Annotated in this window: 22 protein-coding genes; 18 read left to right on the plus strand and 4 right to left on the minus strand. The window is 59.5% G+C overall.

Features of this window, described 5'->3' with window-relative positions; all coding sequences use genetic code 11:
- The first annotated feature begins 187 nt into the window (after nucleotides 1-187).
- The 17 genes from AADW23_RS00285 to pdeM all read left to right on the plus strand — a co-directional run bounded on the left by AADW23_RS00285 (nucleotide 188) and on the right by pdeM (nucleotide 17,142).
- Nucleotides 188-391 (plus strand): hypothetical protein, encoded by a 204-nt coding sequence (locus tag AADW23_RS00285; RefSeq protein WP_341862535.1) that lies wholly within the window; start codon nucleotides 188-190, stop codon nucleotides 389-391.
- 311 nt (nucleotides 392-702) lie between these two features.
- The gene (locus tag AADW23_RS00290) at nucleotides 703-906 is read left to right on the plus strand and encodes a hypothetical protein (protein ID WP_341862535.1); all 204 of its coding nucleotides are present in this window, start codon (nucleotides 703-705) and stop codon (nucleotides 904-906) included.
- Between the two features lie 311 nt (nucleotides 907-1,217).
- Nucleotides 1,218-1,421, plus strand: a complete 204-nt coding sequence (locus AADW23_RS00295; RefSeq protein WP_341862535.1) for a hypothetical protein — start codon at nucleotides 1,218-1,220, stop codon at nucleotides 1,419-1,421.
- A gap of 287 nt (nucleotides 1,422-1,708) precedes the next feature.
- Nucleotides 1,709-1,933, plus strand: coding sequence for a hypothetical protein (locus tag AADW23_RS00300; RefSeq protein ID WP_341862536.1), 225 nt, complete (start codon nucleotides 1,709-1,711; stop codon nucleotides 1,931-1,933).
- 203 nt (nucleotides 1,934-2,136) lie between these two features.
- Nucleotides 2,137-2,961 carry a Flp pilus assembly protein CpaB gene (cpaB, locus tag AADW23_RS00305; protein WP_341862537.1) on the plus strand — a complete coding sequence of 275 codons (825 nt, stop codon included), beginning with the start codon at nucleotides 2,137-2,139 and terminating at the stop codon, nucleotides 2,959-2,961.
- Nucleotides 2,962-3,176: 215 nt separating this feature from the next.
- Nucleotides 3,177-4,577: a type II and III secretion system protein family protein gene (locus AADW23_RS00310; protein WP_341862538.1), complete on the plus strand. Its 1,401-nt coding sequence runs from the start codon at nucleotides 3,177-3,179 to the stop codon at nucleotides 4,575-4,577.
- A gap of 13 nt (nucleotides 4,578-4,590) precedes the next feature.
- Nucleotides 4,591-5,253 (plus strand): OmpA family protein, encoded by a 663-nt coding sequence (locus AADW23_RS00315; protein ID WP_341862539.1) that lies wholly within the window; start codon nucleotides 4,591-4,593, stop codon nucleotides 5,251-5,253.
- Nucleotides 5,254-5,647: 394 nt separating this feature from the next.
- Nucleotides 5,648-6,820 (plus strand): AAA family ATPase, encoded by a 1,173-nt coding sequence (locus AADW23_RS00320; protein ID WP_341862540.1) that lies wholly within the window; start codon nucleotides 5,648-5,650, stop codon nucleotides 6,818-6,820.
- A 4-nt stretch (nucleotides 6,821-6,824) separates the two neighbouring features.
- Nucleotides 6,825-8,327, plus strand: a complete 1,503-nt coding sequence (locus AADW23_RS00325; RefSeq protein WP_341862541.1) for a CpaF family protein — start codon at nucleotides 6,825-6,827, stop codon at nucleotides 8,325-8,327.
- 26 nt (nucleotides 8,328-8,353) lie between these two features.
- Nucleotides 8,354-9,322: a type II secretion system F family protein gene (locus AADW23_RS00330; RefSeq protein ID WP_341862542.1), complete on the plus strand. Its 969-nt coding sequence runs from the start codon at nucleotides 8,354-8,356 to the stop codon at nucleotides 9,320-9,322.
- 74 nt (nucleotides 9,323-9,396) lie between these two features.
- Nucleotides 9,397-10,371, plus strand: coding sequence for a type II secretion system F family protein (locus AADW23_RS00335; protein ID WP_341862543.1), 975 nt, complete (start codon nucleotides 9,397-9,399; stop codon nucleotides 10,369-10,371).
- Nucleotides 10,372-10,457: 86 nt separating this feature from the next.
- A complete protein-coding gene (locus AADW23_RS00340; RefSeq protein ID WP_341862544.1) occupies nucleotides 10,458-11,024 on the plus strand; it encodes a tetratricopeptide repeat protein in 567 nt (188 codons plus the stop codon).
- 63 nt (nucleotides 11,025-11,087) lie between these two features.
- Entirely contained in the window at nucleotides 11,088-11,930 is an 843-nt protein-coding gene (locus tag AADW23_RS00345; protein WP_341862545.1) for a tetratricopeptide repeat protein, read from the plus strand.
- A gap of 14 nt (nucleotides 11,931-11,944) precedes the next feature.
- Complete coding sequence (locus tag AADW23_RS00350) at nucleotides 11,945-12,448, plus strand: prepilin peptidase (RefSeq protein ID WP_341862546.1); 504 nt, start codon at nucleotides 11,945-11,947, stop codon at nucleotides 12,446-12,448.
- 63 nt (nucleotides 12,449-12,511) lie between these two features.
- Entirely contained in the window at nucleotides 12,512-13,837 is a 1,326-nt protein-coding gene (locus tag AADW23_RS00355; RefSeq protein ID WP_341862547.1) for an ATPase, read from the plus strand.
- A gap of 179 nt (nucleotides 13,838-14,016) precedes the next feature.
- A complete protein-coding gene (locus AADW23_RS00360) occupies nucleotides 14,017-16,440 on the plus strand; it encodes a ligase-associated DNA damage response DEXH box helicase (RefSeq protein WP_341862548.1) in 2,424 nt (807 codons plus the stop codon).
- A 39-nt stretch (nucleotides 16,441-16,479) separates the two neighbouring features.
- Nucleotides 16,480-17,142, plus strand: a complete 663-nt coding sequence (gene pdeM, locus AADW23_RS00365; RefSeq protein WP_341862549.1) for a ligase-associated DNA damage response endonuclease PdeM — start codon at nucleotides 16,480-16,482, stop codon at nucleotides 17,140-17,142.
- Here the strand turns inward: pdeM and AADW23_RS00370 are convergent.
- On the minus strand, nucleotides 17,139-17,720 hold the full coding sequence (locus AADW23_RS00370; RefSeq protein WP_341862550.1) for a LytTR family DNA-binding domain-containing protein: 582 nt from the start codon (nucleotides 17,718-17,720) through the stop codon (nucleotides 17,139-17,141). The two genes, pdeM and AADW23_RS00370, sit on opposite strands and share 4 nt — an antisense overlap.
- A 160-nt stretch (nucleotides 17,721-17,880) precedes the next feature.
- Here AADW23_RS00370 and AADW23_RS00375 point away from each other — a divergent pair, with 160 nt between their 5' ends.
- Nucleotides 17,881-18,477: a PaaI family thioesterase gene (locus tag AADW23_RS00375; protein ID WP_341862551.1), complete on the plus strand. Its 597-nt coding sequence runs from the start codon at nucleotides 17,881-17,883 to the stop codon at nucleotides 18,475-18,477.
- Nucleotides 18,478-18,481: 4 nt separating this feature from the next.
- Here AADW23_RS00375 and folD read toward each other — a convergent pair whose 3' ends face one another.
- The 3 genes from folD to AADW23_RS00390 are packed head-to-tail and all read right to left on the minus strand — an operon-like array spanning nucleotide 18,482 to nucleotide 21,511.
- Nucleotides 18,482-19,381 (minus strand): bifunctional methylenetetrahydrofolate dehydrogenase/methenyltetrahydrofolate cyclohydrolase FolD, encoded by a 900-nt coding sequence (gene folD / locus AADW23_RS00380; protein WP_341862552.1) that lies wholly within the window; start codon nucleotides 19,379-19,381, stop codon nucleotides 18,482-18,484.
- Nucleotides 19,378-19,833, minus strand: a complete 456-nt coding sequence (locus AADW23_RS00385) for an OsmC family protein (RefSeq protein ID WP_341862553.1) — start codon at nucleotides 19,831-19,833, stop codon at nucleotides 19,378-19,380. Before AADW23_RS00385 ends, folD begins: the two co-directional genes overlap by 4 nt.
- A gap of 1 nt (nucleotide 19,834) precedes the next feature.
- Nucleotides 19,835-21,511, minus strand: coding sequence for a formate--tetrahydrofolate ligase (locus AADW23_RS00390; RefSeq protein ID WP_341862554.1), 1,677 nt, complete (start codon nucleotides 21,509-21,511; stop codon nucleotides 19,835-19,837).
- Nucleotides 21,512-21,613: the final 102 nt, after the last annotated feature.

The following is a 21,613-nucleotide window of genomic DNA, read 5'->3' on the forward strand; positions in this document are numbered from 1 at the left end:
AGCGCCAATTTCTGAATCATGCCCCAAACAGACGCCTTAAAACAACCCGGCAAGTTTCGCATAAATTGCGCACAGACGCCCCATTCCCGCCCCGATTAACCATCAAACAGTACGCATCCCAAGGGCAGCGGCCCACACGGGAACCGCAACCTGGAACTGAACAACTTTTATCAAATTGGAGACTACCATGACTAACTTCATCAAAAACTTCGCAGCAGACGAATCCGGCGCCGTGACCGTTGACTGGGTCGTTTTGACCGCTGCTCTCGTTGGTCTCGGCCTGGCCGTCATGGCCGTTGTGTCCAACGGTGTTGAAGATCTGTCCGGCGACATCAACACCCAGCTGTTGACCGACCACACTGCCCCAGCGTTCGCTGTTCCAACTGAATAATCTGGAAACGACTAATTTCAGCATCCACTGCTGATTTACGTAGCCGTCGCGCTCCCCCAGAGCGCGGCGGTTTTCGTTTGCCGTTCAGCCCTCTTCTGAAGCCCTCGTAAGATTCGTTGACGATGACGGGTAGCCGATCCGGCCTTATCTGGCGCTGCCTTAAAACAACCCGCCAAGTATCTCATAAATTGCGCACAGACGCCCCATTCCCGCCCCGATTAACCATCAAACAATACTCATCCCAAGGGCAGCGGCCCACAACGGGAACCGCAACCTGGAACTGAACAACTTATATCAAATTGGAGACTACCATGACTAACTTCATCAAAAACTTCGCAGCAGACGAATCCGGCGCCGTGACTGTTGACTGGGTCGTTCTGACCGCAGCCCTCGTTGGTCTCGGCTTGGCCGTCATGGCCGTTGTGTCCAACGGTGTTGAAGACCTCTCGGGCGACATCAACACCCAGCTGCTGACCGACCACACTGCCCCAGCGTTCGCTGTTCCAACTGAATAATCTGGAAACGACTAATTTCAGCATCCACTGCTGATTTACGTAGCCGTCGCGCTCCCCCAGAGCGCGGCGGTTTTCGTTTGCCGTACAGCCCTTTTCTGAAGCCCGCGTGAGATTCGTTGACGATGACGGGTAGCCGATCCGGCCTTATCTGGCGCTGCCTTAAAACAACCCGCCAAGTTTCTCATAAATTGCGCACAGACGCCCCATTCCCGCCCCGATTAACCATCAAACAATACTCATCCCAAGGGCAGCGGCCCACAACGGGAACCGCAACCTGGAACTGAACAACTTTTATCAAATTGGAGACTACCATGACTAACTTCATCAAAAACTTCGCAGCAGACGAATCCGGCGCCGTGACCGTTGACTGGGTCGTTCTGACCGCTGCTCTCGTTGGTCTCGGCTTGGCCGTCATGGCCGTTGTGTCCAACGGTGTTGAAGACCTCTCGGGCGACATCAACACCCAGCTGCTGACCGACCACACTGCCCCAGCGTTCGCTGTTCCAACTGAATAATCTGGAAACGACTAATTTCAGCACCTACTGCTGATTTACGTAACCGTCGCGCTCCCCCAGAGCGCGGCGGTTTTCGTTTGGGGGGGCTCGGCCCCACAAGACCCGAAAAATCGACTAAAGCCTTACGGAAACGGGCGTCCGCGAACGAACCCCTGCCACATTCTTGCCCCCAGTTTCCCGCCAAACATTCCCTGCGCTCATCGAACAGCGCCGGTGCAGAACGCGCCTCGGTCCTTCCTTCCGAACGGATCGGCAATTTTCTCACTGACAAAATGGGAGTTCCTATAATGGCTCTGTCGCACATCACGAATTTCGCCCTTAACGAATCTGGCGCCGTCACGGTTGACTGGGTTGTCCTGACCGCCGCCCTCGTGGGCCTTGGTTTGGCTGTCATGTCTGTCGTCTCGGGCGGTGTTGAGAACCTCTCTACCGATATTGGCCAAGGCCTGACGGACACAGATCCGCTGACCGATCCATTCGTGGGCAACACGACGTTCACCGAAACTCAATAATGCGCGCCTTGCCCGCCTCGGGTGCCCTTCGGGGCAATCCCGAGGTCGGCCAGGTCTGCGCCAGGGGCCAAAGTGGCCGCGCCACGGTCATTCCGTAACGCCACCATGTTTTCGCCCGATTCCTGCGCAACAAACGCGGGGTGTAGCCAGCTTTGTTGCCGGGATTGTCCCGGCACGGGCAGTTAAATTACGAGGTGGGCAACATGCGTATCGTTTTCATTCTAGTCCTTGCCGTTGGCGTCGGCCTGGCCGGCTTTGCCGTTTCAATCGCCAAAGATCGTTTTGACCAATATCAGACCGCGCTGGCCGAACAGCGCGATGCAATCCTTCCCACCGTCGAGGTGGTCGTGGTCAACAGGCAGCTCCGCTACGGAGAGCGCCTGACCCCGGAGGATGTCCAACTTATCCGTTGGCCGGCCGAGCACGTCCCCTTTGGCGCGTTCACATCGATGGAAGACCTGTTTCCCGCCGACGGGGACGAGCCGCGCACTGTCATTCGGATGATGGAACAGCACGAGCCGATCCTTCTGGCCAAAGTCACCGCCCCCGGTGAAGACGCGGGCGTTGCCTCGCGCCTGGAAGAGGGGATGCGCGCCATTGCGTTGCGTGTCGACGTGAACTCGGGCGTGTCCGGCTTCCTGCGTCCCGGTGACCGTGTGGACGTTTACTGGACCGGCCCTGGCCGCAACGGGGATACCGTAACCCGCCTGATCCGGGCCAACGTGCAGTTGATCGCAATCGACCAGATCGCCGATGAACAGCGCAACAGCCCGACCATCGCGCGGACCATCACCGTCACGGCGCGGCCTGAAGATGTGGCCGCTCTCACGCAAGCCCAGGGCTCCGGCTCTTTGACGCTGGCGCTGGTTGGCGTGAACGATGACACCGAGCAAGGCGAAGTCGAAGTTTCGACCTCTGCGCTTCTGGGTGAGGTCGAAGTGGTGGCCTCCGATGGGCCTCGTGTTTGCACCGTTCGCAACCGTCGCGGCGCTGAAGTTGTCATCACCCAAGTTCCCTGCGTGAACTGACGCTACACACTTTATCCACAGCCCACCAAGGCGCCCCGGCTTCCCGCCGCGGGCGCCTTTATTCATGTGGATAAATCGCAACCGTTGTGGATATGGCACATGAACGTCACGCCACAACGCCATGATTCTTGCGTGAAAAGAGGAAATGAGGCATGTTGCCCCAAAGGGCGGCCATTTGGACAACGCCTTACACCGTGGCATAGAGGCAGGTCACAATGAGTATTACTGGTATATTGCGCGCGTGCCTTCTGGGTGCGGCAACACTTCTTATCCAACCAATTCCCTCAGCTCAGGCCCAAGGCCTGCGTGTTGTAGAGGGCGAAAGCACCGGTACCCTACGGGTGCCGATGAACCGCGCTGTCGTTGTTGAGGCAGAGATGCTCTTTGCAGAGCTTTCCGTCGCCAACCCGGCCATTGCGGATATCGCGACACTTTCTGAACGCTCCATCTACGTCCTGGGCCGCGCGCCCGGGCGGACGACGATGACGCTGCTGGGAGCCGATGGGTCCCTCATTGCCAACGTCGAAATTCAGGTCGTCCCCGATGTGGCCGAACTGCGCGAGCGTCTGCGAGAAATTCTTCCCGGCGACGCCGTCGAGGTGCGCACCGCCAATGATGGCATCGTGCTGTCGGGCACTGTCGGCTCTTCCTTCGCCGTCGATCGCGCCATGGAACTGGCCGAGCGTTATGCACCGGGCCGTGTGTCCAACCTGATGATGGTGGGCGGACAGCAACAGGTGATGTTGCAGGTACGCTTCGCGGAAATGCAGCGCACCGTGCGGCAGGAATTGTCAGCCTCCCTCGGGATTGGCGGCTCCACTTCTGATGCTGGCATGACCCTCGGCACCGGCAGCGCCAGTGGCCCCACAAGCTTCGGAGCGTCCGGTATCGGCGCGGGCCTAAGTGGCCGTACCGGCGGGCTTGGCGTCAGCTTCTCGGCGGGTGGTTTGCAACTGTCGGTTCTTCTTGAAGCGCTTGAATCTAATGGTCTCGTGCGCACTTTGGCCGAACCGAACCTGACGGCGCTTTCCGGTGCGACGGCCTCTTTCCTTGCGGGCGGCGAATATCCGGTGCCCACGGAATCGGAATCGGGTGGTACGACGATTGAATTCAAACCCTTCGGCGTCCAGCTGGCCTTCACCCCCACCGTTGTCACTGACGGCATCATCAACCTTGCGCTGAACGCCGAGATCTCTTCGATCGGTGAGATCATCGCCGCCACCGGTGCCCCTGCGGTTAACACCCGCTCGGCCACGACCACGGTGGAAATGCGTGACGGTGACAGCTTTGCCATTGCGGGCTTGTTGCAAGATGACTTCCGCAGCTCGGTTGGTGCTGTGCCATGGCTCAGCGATCTTCCGGTGCTTGGGCCGCTGTTCCGGTCCTCGTCCTATCAACGAGAGCAATCGGAGCTGGTGATTATCGTCACGGCGCATCTGGTAAGCCCGGTCAACGGCGAGGCTCTGGCGCTGCCCACCGACCGTGTGCGTATCCCGACCGAAAGCGAGTTGTTCTTTGGCGGTCACGTCGAAGGCCGAGGCCCCGCCCCCGGCACCGCGGCAGGAGAGGTCGCTCAACAAGACTTCTCCGGCTCTTACGGCTACGTGTTGGACTGAGAGGGACTTGACCATGACACATCAACGCCACTCCCGCCGTGCTGTTCTTGCGACGCTGGGGTCCACTTTGGCCCTGACGGCTTGCGGATCTCTTACCGTTGAAACCGGGCGGCCCCTTGGGGCGCACCTGGACCAGAACGGCACGTTCGGCCAACCCACACGCAACAATATCGGCGTGCATAACGGCGATATCCGATGGGCCGAAATCTTGGGCGAACGCTTCGCCAATACCGTGCCCACAACGATCAACTTCGCCTTCAACTCCTCCGAGTTGGATGCGGTCGCCCGCAATATCCTGAACCAACAGGCCGCATTTATCCGGAACTTCCCCGAAGTGCGATTCTCGGTCTATGGGCACACCGATGCGGTCGGTTCCAACAGCTACAACCAACGCCTTGGTCGTCGCCGGGCACGGGCCGCCGTGAACTATCTGGTCAGCCAGGGCATCAGCCGTAGTCGCTTGCAAGCCCTTGTTTCCTTGGGTGAAAGCCAGCCAATCGTGGCCACGGACGGGGAAGAACGCCGCAACCGCCGCACGGTGACAGAGGTTACCGGGTTCTTGGAAAACGACCCCCTTGTCCTTGATGGTCGCTACGCTGAAATCATCTACCGTACCTATCGTTCCGGTAGCGTAAGCGCGGGTGGTTCCGGTGGTGGCGGAGCCGCAGCAGAGTAGAAATACCCTGCGCAAACCCGATAAGGTACTGAAACAAAAACAAAAACCGCGTCGAGCCATCGCTCGGCGCGGTTTTTCGTTTGGAGACAAACCAGTGAAAGCCCGCGAATTGTAAACGTATTCCCTCATTTGTGTCCCATTCCTGCCGCTTTCTGCGGTCAAGTTCATCCTCGAGAAGGTCCCACGTGCCGAAGGCGCAGCGGATCCGATGGAATCACGGACGGCGTGTTCGAGCAGATAAAAACGCCCCGTGAATAGCAACGACCCGGGAAGTCCGGGCAGATGTGGGATTTGAGGAATGAGTAGCGGATTGGCATTACACTCTGAACCAGCGCCTATTGTGGCGTGCACGGTTTCGAGCAAAGTTCATCACTTCGGTCTTCTGATCGAAGACATGGAAAAAGAGCTTGGCGAAGCATGGGGCGACCTGGGCTTTGACGAGGCCCGCGATTTTATCAATGCGTTGGACAAAGGCACGCTGGAGTTCATCGCTCTTGCTGTGCGCGAAGAGGATGAAGTGGACCTTGGCCGCGTGGGAGAGGTTATTCACGCCGCCCGCGCCAAGGATGTCGCCGTAATCTTGGTCCCCGAAAACCTCTCCACCGCTGGCCTGCGCGAATTGTTGCGCCTTGGCGCGGATGATTTCGTCCCCTACCCCCTTGCCGAAGGCGCGTTGCACGACGCGATCGAAAAGATCGCCAACGCAAAACGTCCGCCCGAACCCGCCCCCATCGCCGAGGTTCCCGCCCCCGCCGCTCCCACGGCGGCCACAGGTCAGCGCATGGATGGGCAATCCGCCATTTTCGCCGTGCAGAACCTTGCCGGCGGCACCGGCGCGACAACGCTTGCGGTAAACATGGCGTGGGAATTGGCCCATGCGGACAAGAAAAACCCGCCCTCGGTCTGTGTCTTGGATTTTGATCTGCAACACGGCTCGGTCGCGACCTATCTGGACCTGCCCCGCCGCGGCATTGTTCTGGAGTTGTTGCAGGATGCAGCGTCGATGGACAACGACGGCTTCAAGCAGGCGCTTGTGACGTATCAGGAAAAGCTGGCTGTTTTCACCACCCCGGCCGAGATCGTTCCGCTGGATCTGATCGGCCCTGATGAAGTGAACGCGGTCATTGATCTTGCCGCGCAGTCCTTTGACATCGTTGTCATTGATATGCCTCAGACGATGGTGATGTGGACGGAAACCGTCCTGGACCGTGCGGACGTGTATTTCACCACGATGGAGTTGGACCTGCGTTCAGCCCAGAACGCCATGCGTTTCATCGAGGCGTGCAAATCCGAAGGGCTGGCGCTGGACAAGATGCACTACGTCTTGAACCGCGCGCCGGGCATGACCGATTTGAACGGCAAGAACCGGATGAAAAAGATGGCCGATGGCCTTGGGGTCAAGTTCTCCACCCTGCTTCCCGAAGGGGGCAAGGCCGTCATGCAGGCGGGCGACAACGGTGAAACATTGGCCGAAGCCGCGAAGAAGAACCCCTTACGCAAGGAAATCATGAAGCTGACCGACGGGCTTTACAAAGCCATGGCGACCGGCGCGAAAGCGAAGGGGTAACGCGATGTTTTCCAAGTACAAGAAATCCGGCAATGGCGCTGGCGTTGCGCCTATCAGCGAAGTGACCAAGGCCGCCAAAGCCGCCCCGGCACCGGCCCCCGCCGCAGCCGCAGCCGCAGCGCCCGACGCCCCCAAAGCCGCAGCGCCTGCACCCAAAGTCGCCCGCAAGCCCGGCCCCGTGGCCGCGGTGCCGACGCCTGCGGCCGCCAGCGGCGAGGACAAGGACCGCAAGCGCCGTCTGCGTCTGGATGAAGTGAAGACCGAGATGCACCACCGGCTTCTCGACAACCTGAACCTGTCGGCGCTGGAAGGCGCCAAAGAAGCCGAGCTTCGCGCCGAAATCACCTCCATCACCAGCGAGCAGCTTGGTGAAATGGGTGTCGTGCTGAACCGAGAAGATCGCCAGACCCTGAACACTGAATTGTTCGACGAGGTCACCGGCCTCGGCCCGCTGGAACCGCTTCTGAAAGACGACACCGTTAACGATATTCTGGTGAATGGCCCCAACCGGGTGTTCGTGGAACGCGCGGGTAAGCTGGAACTCAGCGATGTGCGTTTCAAGGACGAACGCCACCTGCTGCGGATCATCGACAAGATCGTTTCCGCCGTGGGTCGCCGGGTGGACGAAAGCAACCCCTACGTCGATGCGCGTCTGAAAGATGGCTCTCGTTTCAACGCCATGGTGCCGCCGGTGGCTGTGGACGGGTCGCTCGTCTCCATTCGTAAGTTCAAGAAAGAGAAACTGGGCATTGATGACCTGGTGAAATTCGGCGCGTTTTCCGAAGAAATGGCCGCCTACATCCAGGCCGCCGTGGCGTGCCGTTTGAACGTGATTGTGTCGGGCGGTACGGGCTCGGGTAAAACCACCACGCTCAACGCGCTGTCTTCCTTCATCGACAACTCCGAACGCATCCTGACGATCGAGGATACGGCTGAACTCCAGCTGCAACAGGTTCATGTGGGCCGGATGGAAAGCCGTCCGCCGAACGTGGAAGGCAAGGGCGCCGTGACACAGCGCGACTGTCTGCGAAACGCCCTGCGGATGCGTCCTGACCGGATCATCGTGGGGGAAACCCGCGGCGAAGAAGTTATCGACATGTTGCAGGCCATGAACACGGGCCACGATGGCTCTATGACCACAATCCACGCCAACAACGCCCGTGACGCCTGTTCGCGTTTGGAAAACATGGTCGCCATGGCGGGCATCGAGATGCCGCTAAAGGCGGTTCGCGCCCAGATCTCAGCAGCTGTGCACCTGATCGTGCAGGCCTCGCGCCTGCAGGACGGCTCTCGTCGGATGGTCTCCATCACCGAGGTGACGGGGATGGAGGGCGAAGTGATCTCCATGCAGGAAGTGTTCCGCTTCCAACGCACTGGGCTTCAGCCTGACGGCAAAATTCTTGGCCATTTCACCGCCTGCGGTGTGCGGTCCCATTATTCCGAGCGGTTCCGGCAGTGGGGCTACGATTTGCCCGCGTCGATCTATGAACCCATCGCGGCCCAGTAAGGCCAAAGCAACAAGGACGACCCACGATGGAACTGTCTATCGAACCTCTCATCTATATCGGCATTTTCGTCGGTGTGATCATGCTGGTGAACGGCGTCTATCTTGCCATCTTCGGCAAGGCGATCAGCCTGAATGCCCGTGTAAACCGCCGCCTGACCATGCTCGAGAAGGGCAATTCCCGCGAAGACGTGCTGGAAAAGCTTCGCAAGGAGATGAACCAGCACAAGGGCGGCATTTCCCTGCCGTTCTACACGCTGATCGCCGACAAGGCGCAGAAGGGGAACATCGCCTTCACGCCAAACCAGTTGATGCTGGTGATGTTGGGTGCCACCGTTGCCGCGTTCCTTTTGCTGCAAATCCTCACCACCGCTTCCCTGCCAATCAGCGCCCTGTGCTCTGTGGGTATGGGCGTGGGCGGCGTGTTCTTCTGGGTCAACTCGACCGCGAAGAAGCGCATCGCCTTGCTGGAGGAACAGCTTCCCGACGCGGTGGAACTGATGGTTCGCTCCCTGCGCGTGGGTCACCCTTTTGTATCGTCGATCAACACCGTGGCGCGCGAAATGTCTGACCCCATCGCGTCCGAATTGGGCATTATCGCCGATGAAGCCGCCTATGGCCGCGATGTCGCCGAAAGCATCCGCGCCATGGCCGACCGCCTTGGCATCCAGGATTTGCGCTTCCTCGCCGTTGCTGTGGGTATTCAGCAAACCTCTGGCGGTAACCTGGCCGAGATCCTTCAGGGCCTCGCCAATGTGATCCGGGCCCGCTTCAAGCTGTTCCGCAAGGTGAAAGCCATCACGGCTGAGGCCAAATGGTCCGGCAACTTCCTGTCGGTTTTCCCCATTTTGGCGCTTATCGGCATCAACGTGATGCAACCCGATTATTACGCCGAGGTAATCGGCACCCCCGTCTTCATTCCCGCCTGTGCAGGCGTGGCCGTGGCCCTTGGCCTGAACATGGCCATCATGCGCATGCTGGTGAACATCAAAGTCTGAATATCCCGCAGCGGGCGAAGCGACGCACGTCACGCCTTCACAAGGCAGCCGCCCCAACCTGAAAGAGCAGTCCGATGGAATTCCTCCGTAGCCTTTTCGACAAAGCCAATGGCCTCTTGGTTGAACAATTTGGTGAACTGGGTCCCCTGATCGCCGTCGGCGGCCTTGGCGTCCTTCTGTGCCTCGTCGCGTTGCCAACGCTGATGAAGAAGCAAAAGGATCCCTACAAAAAGCTGCGTGAATCGCGCGGCGATGTGACGGACGACAAGAAGAACGGCCTACGGATTGGCGGCAAGAACGAGAAGCTGGACCGCTTCGCCCAATATCTGGAACCCACGGACGAAGAAGAACTTTCTGCAACGCAGTTGATGATGATCCGGGCGGGCTATCGGTCCAAATCGTCGATCCAGATGTTCAACTTCGCCAAGCTGGCCCTTGGCATCGGCGGCCTGCTTCTGGGCACGCTTTACGTGATGGTGTCCGGTGGCGGCGGCTCGGCCCAGAACTCGGTTCTGATCGTGTTGATCCCCGGTCTCGCGGGCTATTACGCCCCGAAGTATTGGATCACCAAGCGGATGCAAACCCGCGAGGAACAGATTAACGCGGGCTTCCCCGACGCGCTTGACCTGATGCTGGTCTGTGTGGAAGCCGGACAATCGCTCGATCAGGCGATCATTAAAGTGGCCCGTGAAATCAAACCCTCCTACCCCGCCCTGGCCGAGGAATACGAGATCGTTTCCTACGAGATGAAAGCCGGTAAAGACAAAACCAAGGTGCTCCGCGATATGGGTGAACGCGTGGGCATCCAGGACGTGAACTCTTTCATCACCACGCTGATCCAATCCGCGACCTTCGGTACATCCGTGGCCGAGGCGCTGAAAGTCTACGCCGACGAGATGCGCGACAAGCGCGTGATGCGGGCCGAGGAAAAGGCCAACAAACTGCCCACCAAACTGACGCTGTTCACCATGATGTTCTGTGTGCCACCACTTCTGGTAATCCTGATCGGCCCCTCGATCTACGGCATTGCCACGGACCTTGGCCGCTAAGGGCAGGCCCGCGTAAAAACCTTTAGCCAACAGGCGTCACCATCCCTATGGTGGCGCCTGAGCAGTTTTTACAGACGAGGCAGAATGTGCTTAAGCACGCGCCCCTATTCTTTCTGACGATCACGCTTGCCGCGTGCAATTTCACCCCTCGGCTGGATGCGGGGGATGATGAAATCTATGCGCCCCCCAGTGTTGGACGGATTGATGACAGCCTTGATAGCCTGATCGCGGGGGACCGTTTGATGGAAGCTGGCGAATATGAGCTGGCCTTGCGGTCGTATTACCGGGCCGGCGTTGAGGATGGGTTAAGCGTCGATATCATCACCGCAATTGGCGCAGCGAACCTTGCTTTGGGCCGTTTGGGGCAGGCCGAAGAACAATTCCGCGCCGCGCTTCAACGACAACAAGATTTTGTGCCCGCACTCAACAACTTGGGGGCAGTCCTTATCGAACAGGGCGAATATGGGGAGGCGCGGCGCATCTTAGAGCAAGCCTTCGCGCTCGATAGTGGCAGTTCGGAAACGATCCGCGACAACTTACGCCTCGCTATCGCGCGAATGGAAAATCAGGTATACATTGAAGAGAACGAGCATAATCGACCGGGTCTGATCCGGCGGGGCGGCGGGCGCTATACCCTGCAATCTTCGCTGTAAGGGCTACGGTTTAATAAAATGAAGGCGCGGCACCAGACCTGCGTCCATTGAATGAGGCAGAGCATGATCCGAACCCTCCGGTTAATTCCGGCGGCTATCGCCGTCGCGGCCGTCGCTGCGTGTAACACCACCGATGCCGATGTCGAGCGCGCGCTCGACCCTCTTAACGTCATTGATGAAACCAACCTCGCTGACATTATGCTCAGCGCGGCATCGCCCAATGAGGCGGTCGATTATTTCCGCCGGGCCGTGAATGAAGACCCCGACCGCATTGATTTGCAGCGTGGATTGGGCACCAGCCTTGTGCGTGCCGGGCGGGCGGCCGAGGCGTTAACGGTTTGGCAAACGGTCATCAGCCATGATGGCGCCATGGACCAGGACCGCGTGGATTATGCCGATGCTTTGATCCGCACCGGCGATTGGGACGGGGCGCAGGCGCAGCTTGATGCGACGCCGCCCACGTTTGAAACCTATGAACGCTACCGTCTGGAGGCGATGATCGCGGACAGCGAAGAAGATTGGGACCGTGCCGACAGCTTCTATGAAACGGCGGCTGGCCTGACGACGCGGCCTGCGAATGTCTATAACAACTGGGGCTATTCGCACCTGACGCGCGGTGACTACGCGGGCGCCGAAGAACTTTTCGTGCGGGCTATCTCTTATGATCCGGAGCTCTTTACCGCCAAGAACAACCTCGTGCTCGCCCGTGCGGCGCAGGGCAACTATGCGCTTCCGCTGATCAACATGACCCAGATCGAGCGGGCGCAATTGCTGCACACCGCCGCCCTGTCCGCCATTCGCCGCGGTGATGTGGACGAAGGTCGGGGCCTGCTGAACGAGGCTATTGATACCCACCCGCAGCATTTTGAAGCTGCCGTTGAAGCGCTCCGCGCGCTCAACGCTTGAATTCGGAGGTCGCTATGACGCTCACGCTTACCAGCCAGGAGGCGATGTGGTTCCTCCCCCTCGCCTTCCCGATCTGCATCTGGGTGGCCTTGTCGGACCTGCGCCAAATGCGCATTCCCAATGTGGCCGTTCTGGCCCTGACCGCTGTGTTCCTTGTGGTTGGCCTGATCATCTTGCCGATGGACGCGTACCTTTGGCGTTTGGCCGCCCTTGGGATCGTCCTGGTGGCGGGCTTTGTCATTACCTCCCTCGGGCTGGTCGGCGCGGGCGACAGTAAATTCGCTGCCGCCATGGCGCCGTTCATTGCGCCGGGGGACTATCTGTTTTTCCTTGCTCTGTTCAGCCTTGTGCTGGTTGGGTCGTGGATCACGCACCGCTCCGCCGGTCGTGTCCCCGCGGTGCGCCGCGCCACGTCCCATTGGTCCAGCTGGGAACAGGGCAAATTGTTCCCCATGGGCGTCGCCCTTGCGGGGGCGCTGATCGTTTACCTCGCCATGGGCTTTGCCTCTGGCGTCTGACTATTGCCGCGCCCTGACACCGGGGCGCGGACCTATCCCTGTTTTGCACGAAGGCCCTTGCCGATGAATATGCAAACGAACGCCGCCGATCCCGGCTTCGCCCCCCCTGCCCTCCGCAAGTTGGAGGACACCGGGCTGACCATCGTGATGATGCGCGACATCCTGTTGAAGACGATCTTTCGCAAGAACGTGGAACAAACCTCCGAGATCGCGAAGGCCGTGTGCTTGCCGATCCCGCTGACCACGCAACTCATTGATATGCTGCGCGATATGGGATTTTTGCAGGCGACGGGGACGTTGCACGCGACCTCGTCCAACGAGATGGGGTTTCAGCTGACCGACGGCGGCAAGGCCCGCGCATTGGATGCGCTTTCGCAGTCCGAATACTACGGTGCGATGCCGGTACCCTTGGAAGACTACAAGATTCAGGTGAAGCGCCAGTCGATACGTGACGTGAAGCTGACCCGCCCGATGCTAGAAGCCTCTATGGGGCATTTGATCTTGCCCGACGGGCTGATTGACCAGCTTGGGCCCGCCGTAGGCTCCGGCCGCTCCGTGCTGATGTATGGCCCGCCTGGCAACGGTAAATCCTCCATCGCGGAAGGTATTCGTGCGGCCATGGGCGACAACATCTATGTCCCCCATGCGCTGAGCTATGCGGGGCAGGTGATTACCCTGTTTGACCCGATTGTGCACACCCCCGTGGCAGAGACCGCCGACGCCGAGGGGCAAAGCCCCCTGCGGAAGAATGCGTCCCGCTTCGATACGCGCTACATTCTGTGTACGCGCCCCACGGTGATGACCGGGGGCGAATTGAGCCTTTCGATGCTCGACCTGAACTACAACGCCGTATCGCGGACCTATCAGGCCAGCTTGCAACTGAAATCCACCGGGGGCGTATTTATCGTGGACGACCTTGGCCGACAGGCAGAACCGCCCCAGACGCTGATCAACCGCTGGATTGTCCCGATGGAAGTCAACTACGACATCCTCGCGCTGCAATCGGGTGAGAAGTTCGAAGTGCCCTTCGATACGCTGGTGGTGTTCTCAACCAACTTCCACCCCAATGAGATTTTCGACCAAGCTGCCCTGCGTCGGATCTTCTTCAAGGTGAAAATTGACGGGCCGAACCAGGAGCAGTTCCTGAAAATCTTCGCCATGGTTGCGAAGAAGAAGGGTATCCCGCTGGATGAGAAATCGCTGATCCACATGCTGAAGGTGCGTTACCCGACAATCGACAACGTCTATGCGAACTACCATCCGGTGTTTTTGTGCGACCAGATTCGGGCGATTTGCGATTTTGAGGGGGAGCCGTATCACATGACCCCCGAGTACATCGATCGCGCGTGGGAGAACCTATACGTGCGCGAAGAGAAGATCGTTCATTAGGGCGCAAGTAGGCATGTGGTGGCTCGGCTTGGCTGCGTGCGGGATGAGTTGTATTTGCCAAGATGAAGCAGGAGCGTTGTGAGCCGTCGCTGGCGGCGCGCATGTGGGGCAGATTGATATACCATTGATATACCCCATTGGCGGATGACGTGGCGCGTATTGCGCCCTATCTATGGTGAATGACAGCGCCCCTCCCCCCCCAGATTGAAGAATGGTTCAGCGCCCGAGGGTGGTCGATCCACCCCCATCAGCGCGATATGCTGGAGTTGGCGGGAGAGCCATGCCAACTGCTGATCGCACCCACGGGCGGGGGCAAGACAATGGCGGGTTTTTTGCCGACGTTGGCAGAGTTGGCGGATGGCACCCATGAGGGGGTGCACACGCTTTATATCAGTCCTCTCAAGGCGTTAGCCGCTGATATCAAGCGAAATCTGTCGGGTCCGGTGGCGGAAATGGGCCTGCCGATCAGGATTGAGGATCGCACCGGAGATACACCCGCCAGTCGCAAACGACGCCAGAGGGCCGATCCGCCGCATATCCTTTTGACCACACCAGAATCCCTTGCGTTGTTGACCTCTTACGAAGATGCAGGGCGGACATTTAAGGGACTGAAGCGCGTAATTGTTGATGAAATTCATGCCCTTAGCGAGAGCAAGCGCGGCGATCAGCTAATGTTGGCGCTGTCGAGACTAAGCGTTCTTGCGCCCGGATTGCGGCGAGTAGGCCTGTCGGCGACGGTAGAAGACCCGCACGCGGTGGCGCGGATCTTGGCCAAGCACCCGGACCCTTGCGCGGTTTTGCAGGCCGATCCGGGCCCCGATCCCGACATCGCCATGCTGTCCACCGATGTGCCGCCACCGTGGTCCGGAGGCGGAGGAAGATACGCGATGGATGCCGTGTTGGAGCAGGTAAAGGCCCATAAAACCACGCTTATTTTTCACAACACACGCGCGCAGGCGGAGATCTTTTTCCATAACCTCTGGCTCGCCAATGACGAGCAGACCCCTATCGGCATCCACCACGGGGCGTTGTCGCGCGAACAGAGGGAGAGGGTGGAAGCCGCGATGGTCGCCGGGCAATTGCGAGCGATTGTCTGCACCGGGAGTCTCGATCTGGGGCTTGATTGGGGCGACGTGGATTTGGTTATCCAGGTGGGGGCGCCGAAGAACGTCAAACGGCTGGTGCAACGCATAGGGCGTGCCAATCACTGCTATAATGTGCCGTCCAAGGCGTTGATCGTGCCTGCAAATCGGTTTGAGGTGATCGAATGTGTCGCCGCATTGCAAGCGGTGCGGGCGCGCACGTTGGACGGCGATACGGACCATACTGGCCCCCTCGATGTGTTGTGCCAGCATATCCTGATCCGCGCCTGCGCCGGGCCTTTCACTGCCGACGCGCTGTTTGCGGAGGTCACCACCGCCGGCGCTTACAGCGACCTGTCGCGGGAGGCGTTTGAGCGCTGTCTCGATTTCGCGGCGACGGGGGGCTATGCGCTGCGGGCTTACGATCAGTGGCAGCGGCTTATTGAAAAGGACGGCGAGTATCGGCTGCGCGATCCGCGGGCGACCACGCGGATCAGGATGAATATCGGAACCATCATCGATTCCGAGAAGATGCCTGTGCGGATGAAAAAGAATAGGGGTGGCAAGCCCTTAGGGGAAGTGGAGGAGTATTTCGCCTCGACCTTGCGACCGGGGGACACCTTTTTGATCGGCGGTAAGATCGTTCGGTTTGAGGGCCTGCGGGAGATGACGGTTGAGGTGTCGCGCACGGCTCAGAAGAAACCCCGAATTGCGACATTTTCCGGCACGAAGTTTGCGACCTCCACTCAGCTCAGTGACCGCATCTTAACCATGTTTCGCCAGGACGATTGGCCCGAGCTGCCCGGCCACACCCGAGAATGGCTGCATTTGCAGCGCCAATATTCCCAGCTGCCAGAGAAAGACCGTTTGCTTGTTGAAACCTTCGCCCATGACGACCGCGCCTATACGGTGGCTTACGGGTTTGCCGGCAGGAACGCGCAACAGACGTTGGGGCTTTTGCTGACGCACCGGATGGAAACCCTTGGGCTGCATCCCTTGGGCTTTGTCGCCACCGACTATGCGACGATGATTTGGGGGCTGGACGAAGTTATTGATCCTAAGCCTCTTTTCAGCCGGGACACCCTGATGTCGTCGATGGAGAACTGGCTGGCGGATACCTCTGTCATGAAGAAAACGTTTAAAGGCAGCGCCGTGATTGCGGGCCTTGTGGATCGCATGGCCCCCAACGGGAAACGGAAAACCGGACGGCAGGCGGCGTTTTCTACCGACATTCTGTATGACACGCTGCGCAAGTATGACCCCGATCACATCATGCTGTACATCACCCGGACTGAGGCCATGCGAGGCCTAGTGGATTTCTCGCGGATTGAAGGGATGCTGGAGCGGGTCGCGGGCCGAATTGATCATTGCCGGTTGGACCGTGTCAGCCCCCTCGCTGCGCCGATGATGCTGGAAATGGGACGCGTGTCCGTGAGCGGTGCTGCCAACGAACGGCTACTGGAGGAGGAAACCGAACGGTTAATGCAGACGGCAGGTTTGGCGTTTGGATCAAACCCTTAAGACTTGCGTTGAGAGCGATCACAAAGATATGAACGAAGCATGAACACGCTCTCCTTCTCCTTTTGCGGTGCCGAGCTTTGCGCGTTGCCTTCGGGCGGGTTGCATTGGCCTGGTGAGAGCACGCTGATCGTGAGCGATCTGCATTTGGGCAAGGCCGAGCGAACCGCACGGCGCGGCGGGCCCATTTTGCCCCCCTATGAGGTGATCGAGACCCTTGACCGGTTGCTGGAAGACATCGCATTTACCACGCCCAGAACCGTGATCTGTCTTGGTGATAGCTTTGATGATCTGACTGCCGCAAAGGCCACAAAAAGCGTTGTGTCTGAACGGCTTGCCCCCGTTTTGGCGGGGCGGCGGTGGCTGTGGATCGAGGGGAATCACGACCCTGGCCCGGTTGAGTTGACGGGGGAGCATTTGGCCGAGTTCACCCTTGGCCCGCTGACCTTCCGGCATATCGCGCACCCCACAGGATCTGGTGAAGTTTCGGGCCATTACCACCCAAAGACCCGGCTTCGGCTCAAAGGACGAACGATTACCCGGAGATGCTTTTTGGTGGATGACTCACGCTTGATTTTGCCCGCTTACGGCACCTACACCGGCGGCCTGTTCTGCCACCAAGCGCCGCTAACGACGTTAATCGGCCCGGAGGCGCAAACGATCCTGACCGGCCCGACCCCAAGGGCACTGCCCCTTCAACGCTAGGCAGTTCGCCAGGCCTGATCTGCGCCAGAATGGTTGACCACGCCCGCTTTTTGCAATGTTTCCAAGCCCTTCTGGCTGACGGGTAGTTGCGCACCACAAACGAGCCGCGCCACGAAGCGCCGCCCTTCTTGTTCCACCCGTTCAATGCGACTGAACGCAACCCAATGGGACCGATGAATGCGCGCGCCTTCAAATTCCGTCAGTTCTTTCAGGGCGTCACTGAACCGAATGCGCACCTTGGAATTGCCAAGCTCTGTCCACACATGCACCTGGTGGTCATCAGCCGATACGCGCCGAATATTGCCGCGTTTGTCTGGGTCGAGTCGCTGTATAAACGCCGCTTGGACGACAGTAAGCTCTGGCACGGGGGGTGGATCATTTGCTTGCTCTGACTGAATGCGGCGCACGCTCCACCGTAGGTAGGCGCGGACGCAGACGGGCACGGCACAAATCATCGCCATCATGGCGACGTGTTGAAAAAGCATAATTGGCTGGTTAATTCGAAAGCCCATCACATAAATATTAAAGAGCCACACTACCGGACCCAGAGTAACCGACAAAACGGCGACTGCCGTCATATCTACGCGCCATGGCGGTCCGGAAACATGCCGGTAAACGAGCATTCGGAGAAAATAAACGGGCACCAAGAGCCCCATTATAATCCCGCCCCAATAGATCAAACGCTCGGAAAATGAAAAATCCGCGTAAGTTCCAAATGGTCCGATAAGTGCAGTTAAAATGCTGGCCAGTAAAGCCACACCCACGCGGACGATCCAGTCCCGTCGGGTGTTGTTCGGTACGCCCGATCCAATTGATTTCATCTTAATTATTGGCTCTTGGCAGTTAGAAGTTCAACGAACATACTCGTGGAATGCGAGCCCGATCAACCCCTCTGAAGAATACAGCGTGTTTCCGGAAATGAACTCAAATAAAATTCAAGAAATAGAAGATAGCTTTGCACGCCAAGGGTTAATGAAAACTTTGGACTGTAAATTTGACCATTTGGAAAAAGGTCGGGTGATTCTGGAATTGCCAATCACGGATAAGGTCTCGCAGCAGCACGGTGTCGCCCATGCAGGGGCGAGCTTTGCCATCGGTGACAGTGCTTCGGGCTACGCGGCGTTGAGCGTTATGGATGAGGGGGCGGAGGTGATGACGGTTGAGATGAAGATCAACCTGATCGCGCCCGCAGCGGGGCGTCGTCTGATCGCTACAGGAGAGGTCGTGAAAGCCGGCCGCAGGTTGATAATTACCCGCTGTACGGTGCAGGCGGAGGCCGATGATGGCAGCCTCCGCGATGTGGCGTTGCTTCAGGGCACAATGATCCCCGTGTAGCGGGCTAGGCCGTCAGGCCTTTGGGCTCATCCAGCCCATGGGCACGGCAGCAGGCGGTGACGGTGTTCGCCAAGAGGCACGCAATGGTCATCGGACCCACGCCACCGGGAACCGGGGTGATGGCGCCCGCAACTTCGGCTGCTTCGGCAAAGTTCACGTCCCCGATCAGCTTGGTTTTGCCCGGCTTTTCAGGATGCGACACACGGCTGATGCCGACGTCAATCACTGTCGCGCCGGGTTTGACCCAGTCGCCGCGGACCATCTCAGCCCGACCGACAGCTGCCACAAGGATATCGGCACGGCGGCAGACCTCGGCCAGATCCTTGGTGCGTGAGTGGGCGATCGTCACGGTGCAATTGTCGCCAAGCAGCAGTTGCGCCATCGGCTTGCCGAACAAGTTGGAGCGGCCGATCACGACCGCGTCTTTGCCCGACAGGCTGTCATACTCGGCCCGCAGCAGCATCAGGCAGCCCAAGGGCGTGCAGCTGACCAAGGCTTCGCCGCCACTCGACAGAAGGCCCGCGTTGGTTACGCTAAGGCCATCGACATCCTTTGCCGGGTCAATTCGCGCCACGGTGCGGCGTTCGTCCAGATGATCGGGAACGGGGAACTGACACAAGATGCCGTGGACGGATGGGTCGGCGTTCAGCTTGTCGATCAAGGCAAACAGGTCTTCCTCGGACGTGTCAGCGGGTAGCTTATGCTCAAACGACTGCATCCCGACCTCAACGGTCGCCTTGTGTTTGTGGCTGACGTAGACCTCGCTCGCGGGGTCTTCCCCGACCAGAACCACCGCCAGTCCGGGCGTGATGCCGTGATCTGACTTCAAGCGGGTTACATGGTCTGCAACCTGCCCCCGCACATCGGCCGCAAAGGCCTTTCCGTCGATAATTTTCGCCGTCATGGAGCGTCCTCTAATAGGTTAACCACGATCTCTGTACGGACAGAATTCGCGATGAAACAGGCGCGGTGCGCCTTGTCGTGAAGGGCTTTGTGGGTCGCAGCGTCAGGGGCGTTGGCCCAGTTAACACGAATGTTGAGGTCCACGAGTGGGATCCAGGTTTTGCCGTCCTGGCGCTTTAGCTCGCCCGTGGCGCGGTCCTCGTAATGGGTGGGCTCCAGCCCCGCTTGCCGGGCGAAATCCAGAAACCACAGCATATGGCACGAGGAGATGGAGGCGATATAGGCCTCCTCCGGGTCCACGGCGGCAGGGTCCGAATACGGCTCTGGCACCACTGAGGGGGAAGCCGACGCCGGGACCTCGGCCCCGCCGTCAAAGCGCCACATGTGCCCGCGCATGTAGCGGTTAGCGGCGAAATCACCGTCCGACTGCCAGGTCACGCGGGCTTCATGCATGTCAGAACAAACCTTCGATGTCGCCCGCGTCGTTGAGGTGGATCGCCTCGGCGGAGGGTTTGCGGGGCAGGCCGGGCATGGTCATGATCTCGCCGCAGACGGCGACGATGAAGCCGGCGCCCGCGCTCAGGCGCACTTCACGCACGGGGATGGAGAAGCCCGTCGGAGCGCCGCGCTCGTTCGGGTCCGTGGTGAAGGAGTACTGCGTTTTTGCCATGCATACCGGCAGGTTACCGTATCCTTGCTCCTCCCACAGCTTCAGCTGATCAAGGATCTTCTTGTCCATCACCGCCTCGTCCGCGCGGTAGATGCCCTTGCAGACGGCCTGGATCTTGTCGGCCAGCGGCATGTCGTCGGGGTAGAGCGTGTTGAAGTCCGCTTCACCCTTCTCGATCACTTCCACCACCTTCTCGGCCAGCGGCGCAGAGCCTTCCGAGCCGAGCTCCCAGTGACGGCTGAGCACGGCTTCTGCCCCCTGGGAGGCGACGTAGTCCTTCACCGCCTGCACTTCCGCTTCGGTGTCGGTGACGAAGTGGTTGATCGCCACGACAACGGGCACCCCGAAGGATTTCACGTTCTCGATGTGGCGGCCCAGGTTGGCGCAGCCGTTCTGCACCGCCTCCACGTTCTCCGCGCCCAGGTCCGCCTTGGCGACCCCGCCGTTCATCTTCATCGCCCGCACCGTGGCCACGACGACCACGACAGAGGGCGCAAGCCCCGCCTTGCGGCACTTGATGTTGAGGAACTTCTCAGCCCCCAGATCAGCGCCGAAGCCCGCCTCCGTCACCACGTAGTCGCACAGCTTCAGCGCCGTCGACGTCGCGATGACCGAGTTGCAGCCGTGCGCGATGTTGGCGAACGGGCCGCCGTGCACAAACGCCGGGTTGTTCTCCAGCGTCTGCACGATATTGGGCTGCATCGCGTCCTTCAACAGCACCGTCATCGCGCCGTCGGCCTTGATGTCGCGCGCGAACACGGGGCTGCGGTCGCGGCGGTAGGCCACGATCATGGCGCCGAGCCGCTCCTGCAGGTCCTTGAGGTCCTTGGCGAGGCACAGAATTGCCATGACTTCCGACGCCACGGTGATGTCAAAGCCCGCTTCCCGAGGGAAGCCGTTCGCCACGCCGCCAAGGGACGCCGTGATCTGCCGCAGCGCCCGGTCGTTCATGTCAACGACACGGCGCCAGACAACCCGGCGCACGTCGATTTCCAGTTCATTGCCCCAATAGATATGGTTGTCGATCATCGCCGACAGCAAAGAATGGGCCGAGGTGATCGCATGGAAATCCCCGGTGAAGTGGAGGTTCATATCCTCCATGGGCACAACTTGGGCGTAGCCACCGCCCGCAGCACCGCCTTTCATGCCGAAGTTTGGCCCGAGGGACGCCTCGCGGATACAAACCATCGCGTTCTTGCCGATGCGGTTCAGGCCGTCGCCCAAGCCCACGGTCGTTGTGGTTTTGCCTTCGCCCGCGGGCGTTGGATTGATCGCGGTCACCAGAATCAGGTGGCCGTTGTCGCGATCCTGCACGGAATTGATGAACGATTGGCTAACCTTGGCCTTGTCGTGGCCGTAGGGCAGCAGGTCGGCGCTTTCGATGCCGATCTTCGCGCCGATCTCTTGAATTGGCCGCTTGGTCGCCTCACGGGCGATTTCGATGTCAGATTTGTAACCCATGGTGCTCTCTCCCAAGCGCGAAAATACAGTGCCTAGATTGCCTATAACGAGCCGGACGGTGGGCGACAGGGCCAATTCCGACATTTTCGCAGGGCAACCCGT

It is taken from the genome of Gymnodinialimonas sp. 57CJ19, assembly GCF_038396845.1.
Taxonomy (GTDB): domain Bacteria; phylum Pseudomonadota; class Alphaproteobacteria; order Rhodobacterales; family Rhodobacteraceae; genus Gymnodinialimonas.

Excerpts from the sequence above, each read along its gene's own strand:
- AADW23_RS00285 (WP_341862535.1), top strand. The coding sequence starts at position 188 with ATGACTAACTTCATCAAAAACTTCGCAGCAGACGAATCCGGCGCCGTG.
- AADW23_RS00290 (WP_341862535.1), top strand. The coding sequence starts at position 703 with ATGACTAACTTCATCAAAAACTTCGCAGCAGACGAATCCGGCGCCGTG.
- AADW23_RS00295 (WP_341862535.1), top strand. The coding sequence starts at position 1,218 with ATGACTAACTTCATCAAAAACTTCGCAGCAGACGAATCCGGCGCCGTG.
- AADW23_RS00300 (WP_341862536.1), top strand. The coding sequence starts at position 1,709 with ATGGCTCTGTCGCACATCACGAATTTCGCCCTTAACGAATCTGGCGCC.
- cpaB (WP_341862537.1), top strand. The coding sequence starts at position 2,137 with ATGCGTATCGTTTTCATTCTAGTCCTTGCCGTTGGCGTCGGCCTGGCC.
- AADW23_RS00310 (WP_341862538.1), top strand. The coding sequence starts at position 3,177 with ATGAGTATTACTGGTATATTGCGCGCGTGCCTTCTGGGTGCGGCAACA.
- AADW23_RS00315 (WP_341862539.1), top strand. The coding sequence starts at position 4,591 with ATGACACATCAACGCCACTCCCGCCGTGCTGTTCTTGCGACGCTGGGG.
- AADW23_RS00320 (WP_341862540.1), top strand. The coding sequence starts at position 5,648 with ATGGAAAAAGAGCTTGGCGAAGCATGGGGCGACCTGGGCTTTGACGAG.
- AADW23_RS00325 (WP_341862541.1), top strand. The coding sequence starts at position 6,825 with ATGTTTTCCAAGTACAAGAAATCCGGCAATGGCGCTGGCGTTGCGCCT.
- AADW23_RS00330 (WP_341862542.1), top strand. The coding sequence starts at position 8,354 with ATGGAACTGTCTATCGAACCTCTCATCTATATCGGCATTTTCGTCGGT.
- AADW23_RS00335 (WP_341862543.1), top strand. The coding sequence starts at position 9,397 with ATGGAATTCCTCCGTAGCCTTTTCGACAAAGCCAATGGCCTCTTGGTT.
- AADW23_RS00345 (WP_341862545.1), top strand. The coding sequence starts at position 11,088 with ATGATCCGAACCCTCCGGTTAATTCCGGCGGCTATCGCCGTCGCGGCC.
- AADW23_RS00350 (WP_341862546.1), top strand. The coding sequence starts at position 11,945 with ATGACGCTCACGCTTACCAGCCAGGAGGCGATGTGGTTCCTCCCCCTC.
- AADW23_RS00355 (WP_341862547.1), top strand. The coding sequence starts at position 12,512 with ATGAATATGCAAACGAACGCCGCCGATCCCGGCTTCGCCCCCCCTGCC.
- AADW23_RS00360 (WP_341862548.1), top strand. The coding sequence starts at position 14,017 with ATGACAGCGCCCCTCCCCCCCCAGATTGAAGAATGGTTCAGCGCCCGA.
- pdeM (WP_341862549.1), top strand. The coding sequence starts at position 16,480 with ATGAACACGCTCTCCTTCTCCTTTTGCGGTGCCGAGCTTTGCGCGTTG.
- AADW23_RS00370 (WP_341862550.1), bottom strand. The coding sequence starts at position 17,720 with ATGACGGCAGTCGCCGTTTTGTCGGTTACTCTGGGTCCGGTAGTGTGG.
- AADW23_RS00375 (WP_341862551.1), top strand. The coding sequence starts at position 17,881 with ATGCTGGCCAGTAAAGCCACACCCACGCGGACGATCCAGTCCCGTCGG.
- folD (WP_341862552.1), bottom strand. The coding sequence starts at position 19,381 with ATGACGGCGAAAATTATCGACGGAAAGGCCTTTGCGGCCGATGTGCGG.
- AADW23_RS00385 (WP_341862553.1), bottom strand. The coding sequence starts at position 19,833 with ATGCATGAAGCCCGCGTGACCTGGCAGTCGGACGGTGATTTCGCCGCT.
- AADW23_RS00390 (WP_341862554.1), bottom strand. The coding sequence starts at position 21,511 with ATGGGTTACAAATCTGACATCGAAATCGCCCGTGAGGCGACCAAGCGG.